At 43.7% G+C, this 17,592-nt stretch carries 13 protein-coding genes; 9 read left to right on the top strand and 4 right to left on the bottom strand.

Annotated elements, in window-relative coordinates; all coding sequences use genetic code 11:
• Positions 1 to 91: 91 nt before the first annotated feature.
• Both MED222_RS10820 and MED222_RS10825 read right to left on the bottom strand, forming a co-directional pair.
• Positions 92 to 751, bottom strand: coding sequence for a response regulator transcription factor (locus tag MED222_RS10820; protein ID WP_004734666.1), 660 nt, complete (start codon positions 749 to 751; stop codon positions 92 to 94).
• A 25-nt stretch (positions 752 to 776) separates the two neighbouring features.
• The gene (locus tag MED222_RS10825) at positions 777 to 1,175 is read right to left on the bottom strand and encodes a PepSY domain-containing protein (protein WP_009847088.1); all 399 of its coding nucleotides are present in this window, start codon (positions 1,173 to 1,175) and stop codon (positions 777 to 779) included.
• A gap of 287 nt (positions 1,176 to 1,462) precedes the next feature.
• Between MED222_RS10825 and MED222_RS10830 the strand changes: the two genes are divergently transcribed.
• Positions 1,463 to 3,844 (top strand): bifunctional diguanylate cyclase/phosphodiesterase, encoded by a 2,382-nt coding sequence (locus MED222_RS10830; RefSeq protein ID WP_009847087.1) that lies wholly within the window; start codon positions 1,463 to 1,465, stop codon positions 3,842 to 3,844.
• Between the two features lie 76 nt (positions 3,845 to 3,920).
• On the opposite strand, the gene MED222_RS10835 is transcribed toward MED222_RS10830, so the two are convergent.
• A complete protein-coding gene (locus MED222_RS10835; protein WP_009847086.1) occupies positions 3,921 to 5,660 on the bottom strand; it encodes a DEAD/DEAH box helicase in 1,740 nt (579 codons plus the stop codon).
• Positions 5,661 to 5,757: 97 nt separating this feature from the next.
• Between MED222_RS10835 and rsuA the strand changes: the two genes are divergently transcribed.
• The 3 genes from rsuA (at position 5,758) to MED222_RS10850 (ending at position 8,544) form a co-directional block, all read left to right on the top strand.
• On the top strand, positions 5,758 to 6,453 hold the full coding sequence (rsuA, locus tag MED222_RS10840) for a 16S rRNA pseudouridine(516) synthase RsuA (protein WP_009847085.1): 696 nt from the start codon (positions 5,758 to 5,760) through the stop codon (positions 6,451 to 6,453).
• A 214-nt stretch (positions 6,454 to 6,667) separates the two neighbouring features.
• Positions 6,668 to 7,885 (top strand): Bcr/CflA family multidrug efflux MFS transporter, encoded by a 1,218-nt coding sequence (locus MED222_RS10845; RefSeq protein ID WP_009847084.1) that lies wholly within the window; start codon positions 6,668 to 6,670, stop codon positions 7,883 to 7,885.
• Positions 7,885 to 8,544 carry a DUF2913 family protein gene (locus MED222_RS10850; protein WP_009847083.1) on the top strand — a complete coding sequence of 220 codons (660 nt, stop codon included), beginning with the start codon at positions 7,885 to 7,887 and terminating at the stop codon, positions 8,542 to 8,544. Before MED222_RS10845 ends, MED222_RS10850 begins: the two co-directional genes overlap by 1 nt.
• 126 nt (positions 8,545 to 8,670) lie before the next feature.
• Here the strand turns inward: MED222_RS10850 and MED222_RS10855 are convergent, their stop codons facing one another.
• Positions 8,671 to 10,107 (bottom strand): DUF2867 domain-containing protein, encoded by a 1,437-nt coding sequence (locus MED222_RS10855; RefSeq protein ID WP_009847082.1) that lies wholly within the window; start codon positions 10,105 to 10,107, stop codon positions 8,671 to 8,673.
• A 96-nt stretch (positions 10,108 to 10,203) separates the two neighbouring features.
• Between MED222_RS10855 and MED222_RS10860 the strand changes: the two genes are divergently transcribed.
• The 5 genes from MED222_RS10860 to nhaA all read left to right on the top strand — a co-directional run bounded on the left by MED222_RS10860 (position 10,204) and on the right by nhaA (position 17,382).
• Positions 10,204 to 11,577, top strand: coding sequence for an MATE family efflux transporter (locus MED222_RS10860; protein WP_009847081.1), 1,374 nt, complete (start codon positions 10,204 to 10,206; stop codon positions 11,575 to 11,577).
• A gap of 122 nt (positions 11,578 to 11,699) precedes the next feature.
• Positions 11,700 to 12,371 (top strand): ABC transporter ATP-binding protein, encoded by a 672-nt coding sequence (locus tag MED222_RS10865; protein ID WP_009847080.1) that lies wholly within the window; start codon positions 11,700 to 11,702, stop codon positions 12,369 to 12,371.
• Positions 12,352 to 14,805: an ABC transporter permease gene (locus tag MED222_RS10870; protein ID WP_009847079.1), complete on the top strand. Its 2,454-nt coding sequence runs from the start codon at positions 12,352 to 12,354 to the stop codon at positions 14,803 to 14,805. The genes MED222_RS10865 and MED222_RS10870 overlap by 20 nt, the downstream gene beginning before the upstream one ends.
• On the top strand, positions 14,795 to 15,943 hold the full coding sequence (locus tag MED222_RS10875) for a lipocalin-like domain-containing protein (RefSeq protein ID WP_012604245.1): 1,149 nt from the start codon (positions 14,795 to 14,797) through the stop codon (positions 15,941 to 15,943). The genes MED222_RS10870 and MED222_RS10875 overlap by 11 nt, the downstream gene beginning before the upstream one ends.
• A gap of 275 nt (positions 15,944 to 16,218) precedes the next feature.
• Positions 16,219 to 17,382: a Na+/H+ antiporter NhaA gene (nhaA, locus tag MED222_RS10880; protein WP_009847077.1), complete on the top strand. Its 1,164-nt coding sequence runs from the start codon at positions 16,219 to 16,221 to the stop codon at positions 17,380 to 17,382.
• The last annotated feature ends 210 nt before the right edge of the window (positions 17,383 to 17,592 follow it).

Raw genomic sequence — 17,592 nt, 5'->3', positions numbered from 1 at the left:
CTGTTTTTGCTCATCTTGCTATGAGAACAACAACGATCAGCACAGGCTGTCCACTAATTGGAGATTGCTCTTAGCTTAATTAAATACAGCGTTATTCAGCATTCAGTTGGTAGCCAAGGCCACGAACGGTTTTGATGATCTTTGGTGCGATTTTCTTACGAATACGACCAATGAACACTTCAACCGTGTTTGAATCGCGGTCAAAATCTTGCTTGTAGATGTGTTCAACCAACTCAGTGCGCGAGATAACTTTGTTTTGGTTATGCATGAAATAAGCGACCACTTTATATTCAAGCGCTGTGAGGCTAACCGCTTGGCCTTGCCACAACACTTTAGAGCTGCGTGTGTCTAGGCTTAGATCACCAATTTGAAGTATAGGAGCAGCACTGCCTGACGCTCGGCGCAGTTGAGCACGAATGCGGGCTATCAGCTCGACCATTTCGAATGGTTTAGTTAGGTAGTCATCAGCACCTGCATTCAAGCCTTCTACACGCTGAGTAAGCGTGTCGCGCGCACTTAGGATAATCACTGGCGTGTTAATGTTTTCGTCTCGAATACCTTTTAATACGGTTAGGCCATCCAGCTTAGGTAGACCTAAATCGAGAACGATGGCATCCCACTCTTCCGATGTTGCACGGTAGAGTGCGTCGATACCGTCTTGAGAAAGCTCTGGAACCCAGTCGGCTCCCTCAAGGGTTTCTAGAATTTGTTGGCCCAAGCGAGGTTCGTCTTCAACGACTAAAATTTTCATGTATCACTCTTTTTATTGTTATTTATTATTCGTGGGAGTTTTTGATCGCTTCTTTAAAGTTGCGACCTTTAATCATCAGCATTTCTAACGTTTCAGCGTTGTATTCCACTTTAATGATATTGTTTTGGAAATTTATTTTTAGCTCATACACCCAAATATCATCGTCTTCTTCTAGTTCTACTTTAATGATTCGGCCATGAAGGTCGTTTTCAACCGCAGCATACATTTCTGAGAAAGGGCGAATGTAGCCCTCTTGCACCGCTTCATAGACTTCGTCTTGATCTTCTTCAAATTCGATACGGGTTCCCGCTTTATGAACATCTTGTACAAGATCATGACCGTTATGGTGATCATCTTGTGCAAAGCTTGATGTCGAGCCTATAGCTACAGCGATACAGATGAGTATAGCGCTTGGTTTTTGCATGCAGTGGCCTTAGTAAAAGAAGCAAGTAACGACAGTTTAATACAATAAAAATGAATGGAGTATGAATGTGAATACGAGAGACGCTTTATCATTTTAGCAATGTAAAGTGTTGTATCAACGTGCAATTAACCAACCTGATATTCATGTTGACTCATTTGCTCAATAGTAATGCGTTGACGTTATTACATTCCCTTACAAATTACAAATAATTAACATGGTAAACTCGCAAGTATATGGACTTATGGGGCTCTTTGCCGCGCGATATTTGATTTAATAAGGATTTTAGAGTGCCATTTACAGTGCTAGTTATGTTGTTTTTTTCAGTGCTGATAACGTTCACTAGCCATGCTAATGAGTTAGATTTCAAGCAAATCAGTGATTTCGAATATGGCATGGTAGTTAGTGATTCTTCGGTTGATGCCATCCTATATAAGGAAGAAGGGTGGAGCTCAATTGTTACTTGTATTCCTGAACCTAATCAGTCGTGTTGGCTTAAACTTGCACTACCTTCAGACAACCAATCATATGAACATCTAGTTTGGAAATCTCTTTCATCCCGGACAGGAGAGCTGTTTTTTGTTGATCAAGACGGCAAAGTTGTTGGCAAATTTTTGTTTGAGTATTATCGCTCGCTACGGCTGAACAAAAATTTTGAATACAGTCATGTTTTAGTGAAATTTCCTAGAGGTAAGACTGTAAATGCCAGTGCGTTATTTTCGAAAGAGCATCAATTAAAGCAATCACTTGTCATGAAATATGGCGTGATTCTCTCGCTATTTATATTGGCGAGCGCAATATCGTTAGTTTATGTTTATTATGTTTGGCCGATAAAGCGATCTAAAACACTATTTATGACGTGCTATATAGTGCTGTTTTCTATGTTTTATATTTACAAGTTTGGGTTTTTATGGGATGGGTATGATGATAAAGGAACCTACGTTATAAATTTTTTTAGAAGCGACTACTGGTTCGTTTCTTATTCTTTATCTTTAGTTTGTGTGTATTTAATGCTTGTTTTTTCAAGTTGCGATAGAATAAATACAAAGCACTTACTGATTTGTTCTTCATTTGTGTTTCTACAGTTCTTTTCAGTTTATATAAACTTTGACGTCATTGTTGGGTTTTTAATTAGCACTATCCTTGCAGCCGTTGTTATAGCATTTTGTTTGATATCAAAAGAAGTTAATAATAAAGTTCAAATAATAATTAGCTATCTTTCGTGTTTTATTATGTCTGTGGTGGTTCTTGAATCATCAATGACTATTTCATTCATACCTGAGTATTATTATTTAATACAGGCGCTATTCTACTTGTCTCATGCTTCTTTTGTATTAGCATGTGTTTATGATCTTGGGGAATTAAGAGTTATTAATTTGGGCGATTATAAGAAATTGTTGTCTAATTCTGATAAAGATTTCATGACAGGGTTGTATAATCGAAAATCCATAGAATATAAAAAGGTCATTGAGAGTTCTCGGTGTTATTATTACATTGATGCAAATCAATTGAAGTTTCTCAATGATAGTCAAGGTCACCATGTAGGTGATCGAATGATAATAAATTTAGCTATGCGCTTCAAAAAAATAGCCGCACAAGGCATAGGGAAGGCGTATAGAGTCGGTGGCGATGAATTTGTATTAATTTGCCAAACGTCGGTTTCCAAGGAGTTACTTGAATATTTGTTGGAACAGAACCTCACCCAAGAAACAGAAAACGCTCTAAGCTTTAGTTTTGGCCGTTATCGAAGTGGTCCTAATGAATCTGTCGAAGATTGTATTTACAAAGCTGAATACTGTTGCCGTAAAGCAAAGTCCAACAATGAATCTTACCAAGACTGGCAGCAACAAGACGGGGTCATGCTCTATAGCTTACCGAACCTTAGAGTAGAAGCAGTTGAATTACTTAACTCGGATAGGTTGCTTTGCTTTGCTCAAAAAATTCATTCTTTAAAGGGTGTTGCTTCGAGCTATGAGTTACTGTGTCGTTTAAAAATGGAGGACGAAGAGGGACGTGAAAAAATCGTTTCTGCTGGTGAATTGCTCGATGTTGTAGCCTCTCATGGGCTTGAGAAGGAGCTCGATTCTCGTATGCTTACTTACGCAATTAGCTTACTTGAGCACTATTCAACTATTCAATTGTCATTAAATTTCTCAGTTAAAACCATTTTCGATATGAGTGTTATCGATCGTTTATGTCATCTACCCCCTTATATCCGTTCCCGTTTATGTGTTGAAGTGACTGAGCTTGTTTTTTATCGTGCAGATGAGAAGTTTCGAAAAATAGTAGAACGACTACAACACCACCAGATCATAGTTGCCTTAGATGATTTTGGTTCAGGTTATTCATCGTATTCAATTTTATCTGAAGGTTGTTTTGATACGATCAAGCTTGATGGTTCGCTCGTTGAAAATATTAACGGTTCTGATTTTAAGAAAAAAATGGTGCACTCATTAGTTGAGTTGGCAGAAATGAGCCAAACTAAAGTGGTTGCGGAACGTGTTGAAACAATTGAAGAATTAAGAATGTTAGAAGCGTTAGGCATTGACTTCATTCAAGGCTTTTATATTCATAAGCCAACTTTAGCCATTGAGATTTTTGATAATATGGCTAAAGAGGCGCGGGAATCAGAAAAAGCTGAGCGCAATCTAATTTGTGGTTTAACAAGTTAACTCATGTATGGTCATTAGAATGTTAATAAAAGGAGTATAAATACTCTTTTTATTAATTCTGTTGATTATTGGGAGCCTATTGCTTGAGTTCATCTTCGAATATCTTGTCTCTCATTTTCCAAAAGCGCCCAACTTTACGTGCAATCACGAATTGAGGTGGGCGGAATCTATGTTGGTGAGCGACCACCTTCGTCGGTGAAGCTTCCTCAAACGGTCTGTGTCTGTCGGCAAGGTGAGGGCGAACAAACTGATCCTTAAAGTTCTGCTTCTGTTTCTTAGTGGTTAATGACCAAAACTCATGCACTTGTGCTTGGTTTTCACCTCGGTAGGTAACCTTAAGTTGTGATTTGCCTTTGTCGTCCTTGAGAACGTTAAGGTCCATTTCTAAACACTCAAACACCAACGCATCTTTGAGGTTTAACGCCTCCTTAAGCTTTTTATCTGGGTCGACCAAGGTGGCATCACACTCATGACAAATGCGCGCGGCAATGTCGTTGTCAGCGCCGCATTCACCACAATACTTAGCACGAAAACGATAGTTACAGTGCTCGCGTTCGCCCGTGTCTTCATCGGTAAAGTAGCCTTGGCATTTACGACCAAAGTGTTCGAGTAAGAAGCCGTTGCTGTCTAGCTTGCCCCAGAAGTTATTATTGAAGCCGCAAGCAGGGCAGGGAATAGTGATGATTTCACTGTCTGAGTCAGGCTTTGGGTCTCCGACCTCTGGTTGGTAAAGGTCGTAACTGTTGCCCGCATAGTCGAGCACTAAACACTCTTTTTTACCCGGAGATAGGCGTAAGCCACGGCCAACGATTTGTTGGTACAAGCTAATAGATTCTGTTGGGCGCAAAATCGCGATTAAATCCACATGGGGCGCATCAAAACCTGTGGTTAATACTGACACGTTAACCAAGAACTTGATTTTACGTTCCTTGAAATCATTGATGATTTGATCGCGCTCTAACGTAGGCGTGTCACCAATCACGATGGATGATTGACCTTCGGGTAGTAAGCTCAGGATCTCTTGTGCGTGTCGAACGGTGGCTGCAAATACCATGATGCCAAGCTTGTCTTTGGCCAGTTCAATGATTTGATCGACAATTTGTGGGGTAGCACGCTTCGATTGCTCAATCACCATATCGAGTTCTGATTCTTTATAGCGCCCCGTACTTGCCGGCCTTAGTTGCGAAAAGTCATAGCTCAAAACGGGCGCATCGATCATGCGTGCTGGTGTTAGAAAGCCTTCGTCCAACAAGTAACGAATCGGCAGTTCGAAAATACAGTCTCTGAAAAATCTCTGCTCTTCAGAACGCACTTGGCCACGGGTGTGATATTGGTAAAGCCACCCCATACCAAGACGATAAGGCGTCGCGGTCAATCCAAGCACTTTTATACCCGCATTATTTTCACGTAAGTGAGTGATCACTTTTTGATAGCTGCTGGTCTTTTCATCTGGTACGCGGTGGCATTCGTCGATAACCAATAATGAGAACTGATTGGAGAATGAGTCAAGGTTTCGAACTACAGATTGAACCGATGCGAACACCACTTGTTGGTCTGTCTCTTTACGCCCTAAACCGGCAGAGAAAATTGAACCTTTTAGCCCATAACCTTCATACTTTTCATGGTTTTGCTCAACGAGCTCTTTTACGTGCGCGAGCACTAGAACACGACCTTTAGCGAGCCTTGCTAGCTCTGCAATCACCAGGCTTTTTCCTGCGCCTGTAGGCAATACAAGAACAGCCGGTGTTTGGTGTTTTCTGAAGTAATGAATCACTGATTTTACTGAGTCAGCTTGGTACGGGCGGAGTGTATACATATCGTGTCTTGTAAAATGAAAAACAAATAGTGTGAAATAGCTCAACTAATTGAGCAAAGGTGACTATAATACCCGACTTAGATTAGTTGAGGTATTCATGCGTTTAGATAAATTTCTGTGCGATGCGTTAGGCGTCACTCGAAGAGAAGCAACACACTTATTAAAATCAAAAGCAGTGACAGTAAATGATGTCATTCAAAAAAGCGGCTCACTTAAGGTAACTGAAGAGTGCGTTGTGGAATGGCAAGGCAATGAGCTGAATGTTCACGGCCCGCGTTACATCATGCTTTACAAGCCAGAAGGTTTTGTTTGTTCGCATGAAGATGGCTCAAATCGCACTGCGTTTGAATTACTCGATGAAATCAAAATGGACAAGCTGCACTTTGCAGGTCGTTTAGATGTTGATACAACGGGTCTTGTCTTAATGACAGACGACGGTAAGTGGTCTCACCGCATCACATCGCCAAAGCACAAGTGCGAGAAGATGTACCGAGTGTGGTTGGTTGAACCTGTTGAAGACGATTACGTTGAAAAGTTCAAAGAGGGCATCCAGCTTAAGAGCGAAGACGGCCTAACACTTCCAGCACACCTTGAAGTACGTGCAGAGCGTGAAGTGTTGCTAACGATTCACGAAGGAAAATACCACCAAGTAAAACGCATGTTTGCAGCACTTGGTAACAAGGTCGAAGCACTGCACCGTGAACGTATTGGTGAAATCGAGATGGACGAGTCTTTAGAGTTGGGTGAATACCGTTACCTAACACAAGAAGAAGTAGACTCTATCTGGAAGTAATCTTTTCTACCGTAGATGTGGCCGACCAAGGATAGCGTCGGCTGATTATTTTGACTGGTACTAGGACAGTTTCAGCCATTATTACTATATGTTCATGTATGTGTGCACATATTCGTGTATCACTGTGCGTATTCGTGTATTGCTATGTGTATATTCGTATATTGCTGCGTGCATGCTCGTGCTTACATAGAACCTAGTACTTAGTCGGAGAGTTATGCAAACGTCTACCCAACAGACCCCAAGCTCACAACCACAAACTCCTCAGTTAGGTTGGATGCTATTTTTGGTTCTGGGCGCGATTGGTGCACTGACACCACTCGCCATCGATATGTACCTGCCTGCAATGCCAACGATCGCCAAAGATCTTGGTGTGACAGCAGGGGAAGTGCAAATCACACTTACCGCGTACACCGCAGGTTTCGCTTTAGGTCAGTTGTTACATGGTCCGTTAGCCGACAGTTATGGTCGCAAGCCAGTTCTACTGATTGGTGTGCTCTTCTTTGCGATAGCGTCTGTCGTGAGTGCAACCACTCATGGCATTGAAGCGTTAACGTTAGTTCGTACCGCTCAAGGTTTTGCAGGTGCGGCGGCGGCGGTCATTATCCAAGCGGTTGTGCGTGATATGTTCGACCGTGAAGATTTTGCAAGAACCATGTCGTTCGTTACCTTAGTGATGACGGTTGCGCCATTAATTGCCCCTATGATTGGTGGTTATTTGGCATTGTGGTTCGGCTGGCGTTCAATCTTTTGGGTGTTGGCTATTTTTGCGGTTATCGTGATTCTTGCGGTTATCATTAAGATCCCTGAAACACTGCCTGTTGAAAATCGTCAGCCATTGCGCTTTAAAACGACGATTCGCAATTACGCTCGTTTATGTAAAAACTCGACCGCTATGGGCCTAATTTTCTCGGGTGCGTTCTCGTTCTCTGGGATGTTTGCATTCTTAACCGCAGGCTCTTTTGTCTACATTGATGTCTATGGAGTACGTCCTGACCTGTTTGGTTACCTGTTTGGTCTGAACATCGTTGCGATGATTCTGATGACGACAATTAATGGTCGAATTGTTAAGAAGGTTGGCTCTCATACCATGCTGAGAGCCGCGCTGGTCATTCAATTATTAGCTGGCGTCGGTTTACTGGTTGGTTGGTTATTGGATCTCGGGCTTTGGGGTATTGTGCCGTTTGTGATGCTATTTATTGGCACCATTTCTACTATCGGCAGTAACTCTATGGGTCTATTGCTCAGTGGTTATCCAAACATGGCCGGTACGGCTTCATCGCTTGCGGGAACATTAAGATTTGGTACTGGTTCTGTCGTTGGAGCTATCGTTGCGATGCTGCCAAGTGACAGTGCTGGGTCTATGGCTATGGTAATGGCTGCGTGTGCAGTAATGTCAGCGTTACTATATTGGACATTAGGAAAGAAGGCATAATGTCAAAATACTATATTGAAATTCAGAAGTTAGTGAATGATGCATTAGGCGAGCTTTACGCTCTGCACAAAGCAGGCAAAGCGATTGATGCGCCTATTGCGAACAACCTTTATTTAGTTCGTTGGGTAACGAAGGCGATTAAGGCTCAGTCTTATGATCGTGTGATTGTGCCTGACTTGGTTCGCTGGCAGAAACAGGGCCGTTCAAAGGGCAATAACTCTGATTTAACTTTTACCTTTAAACGTATTTCTGCGTTTTACGGACGTTTTTTCCCTGAAGGCGAAGAGCCTAAAGCGCTAAAAGACAGTGATGTTGAAGCGTTCATGGACAAAATGTACGAGATGGGTTGGAGTGTATCAAGTGAAGACGAGCTAACGACTGGCGGCAAAATTCAGTTCTTCACTGATGGTGAGCACTCTTTTGCACTTTGTGGCAAACAGTGTGACGACTCGTTCGACGGTGAGCTAATGGTAAAACCAATGAACTGGTTTGTTCGTGGTAACCACGCTGAGTTTATTCAAGCAGCGATGGAAGCAGGTTTCATGCTTCACAAAGTCACTGACTACAAGTCAGCGGTGAAGTATCACGGTGAATACATCGTGTATCCAGCTAACCAAGGCAACCAACTGGCTGAGATCCCAATTAGCGTTATTGGCTAATCTAGTGACAGTTAAAAATATAAAGACCGCCTAAATGGCGGTCTTTTTCTAGCAAGAAGGTGTGGATGCAGTCTCATCCATAGCTCTTAATTTCTTCGTATCTCGTTGCCGGATCTCGAATCTGCTTTAATCCTTCATTTGCTCTTTAGCTTGCTTCTCAATCGCCTTCACCATGCCTTTAAAGATAAACAGGTGAGCAGGCATCATTGCGAACCAATAAAGTAAGCCTAAAAAGCCTTTTGGATGCCACCAAGCTGAAATGTTCAGTTCACGAGAATCACCGAGGTCAGATACGGTAATTTCGAGTCGCCCTAAACCGGGGCCTTTCATACCGAAAAGCAGAGATAGAAACTGATTCTCTTCACAGCGAATAACCTTCCAAGAGTCAATCTTGTCACCGACTTTTAGGTTAGGACCTTCTGGCATTTGTCGAACAGGTACACCACCGCCAAAGAGAAGGTCTAACCATTCGCGTGTGCGCCATAAAGCGTTAGCGAAGAAGTAACCTTGTTTCGGGCTTCCTATTTGCTGAGCAACGTGCCAGAGGGAATCTAAGGATGCGCTTGAGGTGATACTTGCCCCTGTTTTCTTCGGGTAATAGCCATACCCAGCTTGCCAGCGCTTGAAGGCGGTTTTGTCAAAGCCCCAAACATTACTTTTCACGAAGTTTCCTTCAGCGTGAATCGCTTGCTCAACCATATTTTCGAACGAGATAAGCTTCTGAGGGTACTTTTCTCTAATGATGGTCGAACTGGCAATAAAGTCATGCTTTAAGCCCGCGAGAAGCGCTCTGCCTATGTTGGACGGAACAGAAGTCACCACGCCCAACCAATATGACGCAATTGAGGGCGTGAGGAGTGACGTCGCCCAAAGCCTGAGTGGGCGATCGGCAGTTTTTGCAATGTGAGCAAATTGATTTCGATAAGAGACAATGTCTGGCCCGCCAACTTCGAAGGTTTGGCTTTCGCTAGGCGTGTCTTGTGCGAGTTTGAGCAAGTAGTGGTTCAGGTTCTGCAAGGCAATAGGGTTGGCTTTAGAGTCGACCCATTTTGGCGCAATCATAATAGGCAAGTTGTAGACGAAGTCTCGCATGATCTCGAACGCTGCAGAGCCAGGGCCAATGATGACGCCTGCTTGAAGCTCGGTTACCGGTACTGGTCCTTTACGAAGCAGTTGTCCGGTTTGTTTTCTCGCTTGAAGATGCTCTGAATCACCCGTTTGCGGTTGAAGCGAACTGAGGTAGATGACGTGTTGGTTTTTTGGCCCAAGAGCCGAAACAAAGTTACGAGCCAAGTTGAGTTCGTAATCAATGAAATCATGGCCTTCAGCCATTCCATGTACAAGAAAGAAAATAAGGTCAAAGTCAGGGACGAGCGCTTGTGTCGCAGCTTGATCTGCGAGATCAAGGTATTCAAGTGACAAGTTGTCGTGAGGCTCGGTTCGTGCTTTTAAATAGTCGATATGCCTTGCTGCAGCTGTGACTTGATAGCCTTGCTCAAGCAAGAGAGGGAGGAGCTGCGAGCCAACGTATCCAGAAGCGCCTAATACCAGTACTTTCTTCATTGTTATTCCATTTATATCTGTGGTTAAAAACCGAACATTGATATAATAGCGTGATATTTATCTTTATTCATCAATACGTTCCGTTTAGGTGTCTCTATGTTGCTCTCTTCAATTATTCATCACACTCGAGGTGATTTTGTTCGTAGGCTTATTGCGATTGCTTTGCCTATTACTCTGCAGAGCATTATGTTTTCAAGCAGAGGCTTAGTGGATGTGTTGATGTTAGGTCAGCTTGGAGAAGCAGACATTGCGGCTGTGGGGGTTGCTAGCCGTGCTATGTTTGTAACGACCATTATGCTGGTGGGTGTCACCACGGGGGGCGCTCTGCTAACGGCTCAATATTGGGGAGCAGGTAACAAACAAGGTGTCAGAGAAAGTACCGCATTGACATGGTTAGTATCGACACTATTTGCGTTACTTACCATTGTTTTCTTCGTTTCATTTCCCGCGCAAATCATGGGTGTGACGACTGACTCCCAAGAAGTGATCAACCTTGGTGTTGAATACATTGTTATCACCTCGTTCAGCATGTTAGCGGTGTCGTGTGTCAGCAGTATGGCAGTAGGCCTAAGAGCGATGCACAAGCCGGGTTTAAGCACTTTCTTTAGTGGTATTGGCATTTTATCGAATGTGTTTTTAAACTGGGTTTTGATTTTTGGTAATTTGGGCTTTCCCGCCTTAGGAATAAAAGGCGCAGCGATTGCGACAGTGTTGAGTGGTGCAATCGAAGTGGCGACCTTGTTTGGTTATCTTTATTGTTCAAAGCATCTCTTGGCTTTCAAGTTATGCGATATAAAAGCAGCCGCTTCGATTGAAAAAGTGGTTCGCTTCTTAAAGTTATCGCTTCCTACGACGTTTAATTTCTTGGCGTGGGCCGGTGGCTTGTTTACTTACCACGCGATTATGGGGCAATCGGGCGTTCAGGGACTGGCAGCACTTTCAGTGATGACGCCGGTTGAATCTATTTCATTGAGTTTATTGATTGGGATGTCGAATGCGGCAGCGGTTCTGGTGGGTAACCAACTTGGCGCGAAGAACAATGAAGCGGTTTATTATCAAGCGTTAGGCTTAACGATTTTGTGTTTCTTGACCAGTATTGTTGTGGCCGTTTTTCTTTACTTTGTACAAACGCCAATACTGAATGCTTTTAGTGCACTGACGGAAGAAACCAGAGCTCTTTCTGAGAAATTCATTCTGATTTTAAGCGTGGGTATTGTAATCCGCTCGGTACCGATGACTGTGATCGTTGGTGTGTTGAGAGCGGGCGGTGATGTGAAGTTCTGCCTTTATCAAGATCTGATTGCCCAGTGGGTGATTGGTATTCCGTTAGCTGCAATCGCCGCTATCTATCTTAAGTTTCCACCTGAGTGGATATATCTACTTTTCCTCACTGAAGAGGTGCTTAAGTGGGGTGGGTCGCTCTATCGCATGAAAACAAGAAAATGGATTAAAAACTTGATAGGAAATTGAAGTAGAGCGCATCAACCCCATCACTTTATCGTTGGTGTGTGATCTATCTTTCAAAATACTTCCTCCTAACAGGGAATTAGTGTAGATTCTCATTCCAAATTCTAACTAATGTGAGCTGTTTAATGTTAAAGCTGTCAGACCTATGTAAAGGCTATGTCGATGGGGGGGAGTTTCACCCTGTTTTGCAAGGTGCTGAATTAACATTAAACCAAGGTGATCAGCTGGCATTAATGGGAGAAAGTGGCTCTGGTAAGAGTACTTTGCTGAATCTTATCGCGGGTTTAGACCTCGCCGATTCAGGTGAAATCGCTTTCCCTCACTTCGATATGCACGACTCGACCGAGCGTGACCGCACCGCTTATCGTAGAAACAACATCGGTCATATCTTCCAGCAATTCAACTTGCTACCAACGCTTAACATTGCCGACAACATCCGTTTTTGCCGCCAGTTAAAAGGTTTACCTGAAGATAAGGGGCTCTGGAGACAGATTCTTTCTGCTTTAGACCTGATGCCTTTGCTTGGTCGTTACCCTGAAGAAGCGTCTGGTGGCCAGCAACAACGTGCTGCGATTGCTCGTGCCTTGTATATGGAACCGAAAATTTTGTTGGCCGATGAACCAACGGGAAGCCTTGATGAGCGCAATGCGGAAGCTGTGATGCGTTTGCTGACCTCTTTGGCCCGCCAATTAGAATGTACCTTATTGCTGGTGACACACAGTGAGAAAGTTGCATTGCATATGGATGGCAGAATTCGCCTACAAGGAGGGCAACTGCATGTTATGGCCCGTAGTTAAAGCGCTACTTGGTCACTATCGACGTTACCCACTTCAGATTATCTTGGTATGGCTTGGTTTAACCCTTGGCGTATCACTTTTGGTTGGTGTTACCGCTATCAACCAACACGCCAAGCAAAGTTATACGCATGGCGAAAAACTCTTTTCGAATCCTCTTCCTTACCGTATTCGACCAAAGCATAACGCGAATAAAATCCCGCAAGGTTTTTACATTCAGCTTCGTCGTGAAGGCTTTCAGCAGTGTTCTCCTTTTGACCACCATAGTATCACTGATGAAAATGGTGCAAACTTTATGCTTATTGGCATAGACCCGGTTTCTATGCTTCAGCTTCAGCCTGGTGCTGCCCTAAAAGAACTCACCACGTTAGATCTCATGAAACCACCATATCCGATCCTAGTGAGTGATGATCTTGCTGAACATATGGAATGGAAGGATGGGGACTACATTCCACTGATGGATGGTTCAGAGCTAGGTCCAGTGGTAGTGGACCAAAATAACCTGATTAATGGTACAAGGTTGATTGCGGATATCTCTTTGCTCCGAATGCTTAAACGCAGTGCAGGGCTTTCCGTGATTGCGTGTTCAGACATGTCTCCCGAGAAGTTTGAACGTCTTAAAAACATGTTGCCCAATGGTTTGACAATCTCTCGCAGCTCTAAAGCTGAGCTTGAGTCATTGACTAGCGCTTTCCACTTAAATCTAAAAGCGATGGGCATGCTGTCGTTTGTCGTTGGCTTGTTTATTTTCTACCAAGCGATGTCGCTGTCTTTCATTCAGCGCCAACCACTCGTCGGAATCTTGAGACAAACAGGTGTGTCTGGTTGGCAACTGACTAAAGCGCTTTGCTTAGAGTTATTGTTATTGGTTCTACTGAGCTGGATCTGCGGCAATGTATTCGGTGTCATGTTGGCAAACCAACTGTTACCTGCCGTTTCTTCGAGTTTAGGTGATCTTTACGATGCGAATGTGGGCTTAACCCTTAGCTGGAGTTGGCGTTGGAGTGGCTATAGCTTATTAATGGCGTTGCTTGGTGCATTCCTAGCGTGTGCATGGCCATTGGTTCGTTTGCTGAGGTCGCAACCGATTCGTTTGTCATCTCGTTTATCTTTGATGCGTTTTGCTGGCACTGAGTTTACTTGGCAAGCATTGATTGGTTGTGGTTTCTTGGTTGCAGCTGTCGCTGTGTATCAAGCCCCACAAACGCAAGAATCTGGTTTTGCGATTATTGCCCTGATGCTCGTCAGTGTGGCTTTGTTTACGCCTTTCTTGATGTGGAAGCTGTTCAACAGTTTGTCTTATTCACTGCGTTGGGTTCGTGCTCGCTGGTTCTTTGCGGATGCCGCTTCAAGCATGAGTTATCGTGGTGTGGCGACAATGGCGTTCATGCTAGCGTTAACAGCGAATATTGGTGTAGAAACCATGGTGGGTAGCTTTAGGGATACCACCGATAAATGGCTAACACAGCGTTTGGCTGCAGACCTGTACATTTACCCAACCAACAACGCCGCTGCACGTATGAGTAATTGGCTGTCAGAACAGCCTGAAGTCGATTCAGTTTGGTGGCGTTGGGAGAAAGATGTCGCTTCCCCTGTCGGAAGTACCCAGGTGGTCAGTACTGGTCCTTCTGAAGGCGAATTAGAAGCGCTGACGATCAAGTTAGGTATTCCGAATTACTGGTACCACCTGCATCATTCGAAAGGTGTGTTGATCAGTGAATCGATGTCTCTCAAGTTAGGGATTCGCCCAGGCGACTATATAGACCTTTATGACAGTCTTGGCTCTGGTTGGCAGGTTGTCGGTGTTTATTACGATTATGGCAACCCTTACCATCAAGTCATGATGTCACATCGAAACTGGCTATCTGGGTTTGCTGGACGCGGAAATGTCGGTTTAGGCGTCATACTCAAAGATGATGTCAATTCCGTAGGACTTCGAAGTCGATTGGAAAGCGTATTCAGGCTTGGATCTGAGCGTATTTTTGATAATAACAATATTCACAGTCAGGCGATGAGAGTGTTTGATAGAACATTCGCGATAGCTGATACATTGGGTAACATCACTTTGGTCATCGCGGTCTTCGGCATCTTTTTCGCGACGGTTGCGGGTGAAGTGTCTCGACAAAGGCATATTTCATTGCAACGTTGCTTAGGGGTCTCGGCAAAAGAGCTGATTTTTACAGGCAGCTTGCAGTTGTTTGTGTTCGGACTTATTTCTTCCTTGATTGCTATCCCGCTCGGATTGGCGTTAGCCAGCTTGATCGTCGATATTGTCATTAAGCAGTCTTTTGGGTGGTCACTCGAATTACAAGTGATTCCTTGGGACTATTTGCAGACATTTGCGTGGGCCATGGCAGCATTAATGTTAGCTGGTGCATTGCCAGTGATGAGAATGATTCGGAACACACCGATGAAATCACTGAGGGATGCGCTTTAATATGCTTCAACGAAATGGCTCAAAAAAACTCAGACACCGATTTGTTTCTGCTCTATTACTGATTGGTTTCTTTGGCACTATTTTAGGTGTCTGGGCTTACTATTCCTATTTTGTCGATGTTGGCGATAAGGGCGAGAATGAGGTTAATTCAGTACTTGTCAGTGAGCACTTCAATGTGTTTGAACCTGTATTGCCAGACCGAGGCGTTTCGTTGCCTCGTGATTTCCAGTTCCACCCAGAATTCCAGCATGAGTGGTGGCATTATTTTGCGTCTCTAAAAGGGGATGATGGGAAAAAGTACTCGGTACAGTGGAGCTTCTTTCGTATAGCAACTGACGAGAGAGAAACCTGGGGGTGGCAAAGCCCGCAGGTTTATATTTCAAATGTGGTAATTTCGTCTGAATCTAAGGTTTGGAAAGAGCAGCGTTTGGCGCGTGGTGGCATTGGACAGGCGGGAATGACCAGTCATCCGTTTAGAATTTGGATTGATAACTGGAACTGGCGTGCCTTGGGTAACACACCGTTTCCAGGTCGCCTTCAAGTACAAACCGATACGTTTGGCCTTGAACTCGACACTATTGCGAAAGGGCCATACGTGCTCAACGGCGATAACGGCTATCAGAAAAAGCACGACTTATTGCCTGTCGCGTCTTATAACTTCAGCGCTCCGTTTTTATCTTTGAGTGGGGTTTTGAATCTCGACGGTGTAACGAAAGAAGTCGAAGGTACTGCGTGGGTGCATAAAGAGTGGGGCAGTGGTTTACTCGGAGTCGGTCAGCAAGGCTGGGATTGGTTCGTGTTTAATCTCGATGACGGTACTGCACTGAGCATTAACCGTTATCGCCATAATCAACAATTGCCTTATGTTTTTGGAACATTGGCAACTCGTTCTGGCAAAGTGTATCAGCTAACGGACTCCGACATTTCTATCAAGCCATTACAGAATACGACGCTAATGAATGGTAGAAGAATGCCGCTCCAATGGATTATTAACGTGCCACAACACGATATCAATCTCACTACGCGTATCAAACGTAGGGATATGTGGCTGCCTTTTGTCATACCCTATTGGGAAGGGCCAATTATGGCGAGCGGAAGCCATGAAGCAACAGGCTTTATGCAGTTAACTGGCTACTAAAAAACACCTAAGGCTATCATTTGATAGCCTTTTTTTATGTTTGATATTCCGACAACCCTCGAATTATTTGTGCATACAGCCTTGGTGAACTCATCTATACTTAATTCATGGTGCATAACAACATTATGGAATATACGACGTATTGTTTAGTATTTGTAGGAAAAACCGAAGTTAAACATCCGAAGAAGTGATTATCTATCGATAGAGCTTGGATATAAACTCGTGGTTATTCTTTGTTATTCGTTTATTTAAATAATAAATATAAGGGCGAAATCATGACCGACGTCATCCGTGACTTCTTTAAATTGGAATCTGCTGGCGGCATCATACTAGTCATCGCTGCGGCGATCGCAATGTTTGTAGCAAACTCACCATTGAACGAAATGTACCAAGGGGTACTGCACAGCTATGTTCTTGGTATGTCTGTATCACACTGGATTAACGATGGCTTAATGGCTGTCTTCTTCCTTCTAATTGGCTTAGAAGTTAAGCGCGAACTGTTAGAAGGCGCATTAAAGTCTAAAGAGACAGCAATCTTCCCAGCTATCGCTGCGGTGGGTGGTATGCTAGCTCCTGCACTTATTTACGTGCTATTCAATTCAAGTAACCCTGAAGCGCTTCAAGGTTGGGCTATCCCAGCGGCAACTGATATCGCTTTCGCATTGGGCATCATGGCTCTTCTTGGTAACCGTGTACCGGTAAGCTTGAAGGTATTCCTACTAGCGTTGGCAATTATCGATGATCTAGGGGTTGTTGTTATCATTGCACTGTTCTACTCAGGTGATCTATCGACGCTTGCACTAACGGTTGGCTTCATTGCAACTGGTGTGCTGTTCATGCTAAACAACAAGCATGTAACTAAGCTGAGTGTTTACCTTATTGTTGGTGCAATTCTGTGGTTCGCAGTGTTGAAGTCAGGTGTTCACGCAACATTGGCTGGTGTAGTCATTGGTTTTGCTATCCCACTGAAAGGCAATAAAGGAGAGCGTTCTCCGCTGAAACATCTAGAACATGCTCTGCACCCATACGTCGCTTTTGCAATTTTGCCAATCTTCGCATTTGCAAATGCAGGTATCTCACTAGAAGGCATCTCAATTTCAAACCTTACAGGCATGCTACCTCTTGGTATTGCTATGGGTCTATTGGTTGGTAAGCCTCTGGGTATCTTCCTATTCAGCTGGGGTGCTGTGAAAACGGGCATCGCTAAGCTTCCTGAAGGTGTGAACTTCATGAACATCTTCGCGGTATCTGTGTTGTGTGGTATTGGCTTTACGATGTCTATCTTTATTTCATCGCTGGCATTTGGTCCAACGAACGCAGATTTTGATACGCTTGCTCGATTAGGTATCCTGATGGGCTCAACGACCGCAGCTATCTTAGGTTACTTCCTGCTAAGTATTTCTTTACCGAAGACTAAGCAACAAGAAGTAAAACTATAATTGGTAGGTAAAAGCAAAATTGATAGGTAAAAGCATAATCGGTAAGTAAAACTATATTCGGTAGTAGGTTCGCTTGATAGCGAGCCTACTCACTGAGTAACAAACCATACCTAAGTAGCAAGAAGAGTCACAGAATCACCTTTACGATTCATGTGACGACAAAGAACAAAAAGCCGTGATTGGTAATCCTATCACGGCTTTATTGATCTT

Source organism: Vibrio sp. MED222 (genome assembly GCF_000153005.1).
GTDB classification, from domain to species: domain Bacteria; phylum Pseudomonadota; class Gammaproteobacteria; order Enterobacterales; family Vibrionaceae; genus Vibrio; species Vibrio tasmaniensis_A.
The sequence above is the reverse complement of the archived record's forward strand: the minus strand, read 5'-3'. Positions and strand labels throughout refer to the sequence as shown.

What these genes read in the sequence shown, in the direction of transcription:
- MED222_RS10820 (WP_004734666.1), bottom strand. Translation starts at nt 751, where the DNA reads ATGAAAATTTTAGTCGTTGAAGACGAACCTCGCTTGGGCCAACAAATT.
- MED222_RS10825 (WP_009847088.1), bottom strand. Translation starts at nt 1,175, where the DNA reads ATGCAAAAACCAAGCGCTATACTCATCTGTATCGCTGTAGCTATAGGC.
- MED222_RS10835 (WP_009847086.1), bottom strand. Translation starts at nt 5,660, where the DNA reads ATGTATACACTCCGCCCGTACCAAGCTGACTCAGTAAAATCAGTGATT.
- rsuA (WP_009847085.1), top strand. Translation starts at nt 5,758, where the DNA reads ATGCGTTTAGATAAATTTCTGTGCGATGCGTTAGGCGTCACTCGAAGA.
- MED222_RS10845 (WP_009847084.1), top strand. Translation starts at nt 6,668, where the DNA reads ATGCAAACGTCTACCCAACAGACCCCAAGCTCACAACCACAAACTCCT.
- MED222_RS10850 (WP_009847083.1), top strand. Translation starts at nt 7,885, where the DNA reads ATGTCAAAATACTATATTGAAATTCAGAAGTTAGTGAATGATGCATTA.
- MED222_RS10855 (WP_009847082.1), bottom strand. Translation starts at nt 10,107, where the DNA reads ATGAAGAAAGTACTGGTATTAGGCGCTTCTGGATACGTTGGCTCGCAG.
- MED222_RS10860 (WP_009847081.1), top strand. Translation starts at nt 10,204, where the DNA reads ATGTTGCTCTCTTCAATTATTCATCACACTCGAGGTGATTTTGTTCGT.
- MED222_RS10865 (WP_009847080.1), top strand. Translation starts at nt 11,700, where the DNA reads ATGTTAAAGCTGTCAGACCTATGTAAAGGCTATGTCGATGGGGGGGAG.
- MED222_RS10870 (WP_009847079.1), top strand. Translation starts at nt 12,352, where the DNA reads ATGTTATGGCCCGTAGTTAAAGCGCTACTTGGTCACTATCGACGTTAC.
- MED222_RS10875 (WP_012604245.1), top strand. Translation starts at nt 14,795, where the DNA reads ATGCGCTTTAATATGCTTCAACGAAATGGCTCAAAAAAACTCAGACAC.
- nhaA (WP_009847077.1), top strand. Translation starts at nt 16,219, where the DNA reads ATGACCGACGTCATCCGTGACTTCTTTAAATTGGAATCTGCTGGCGGC.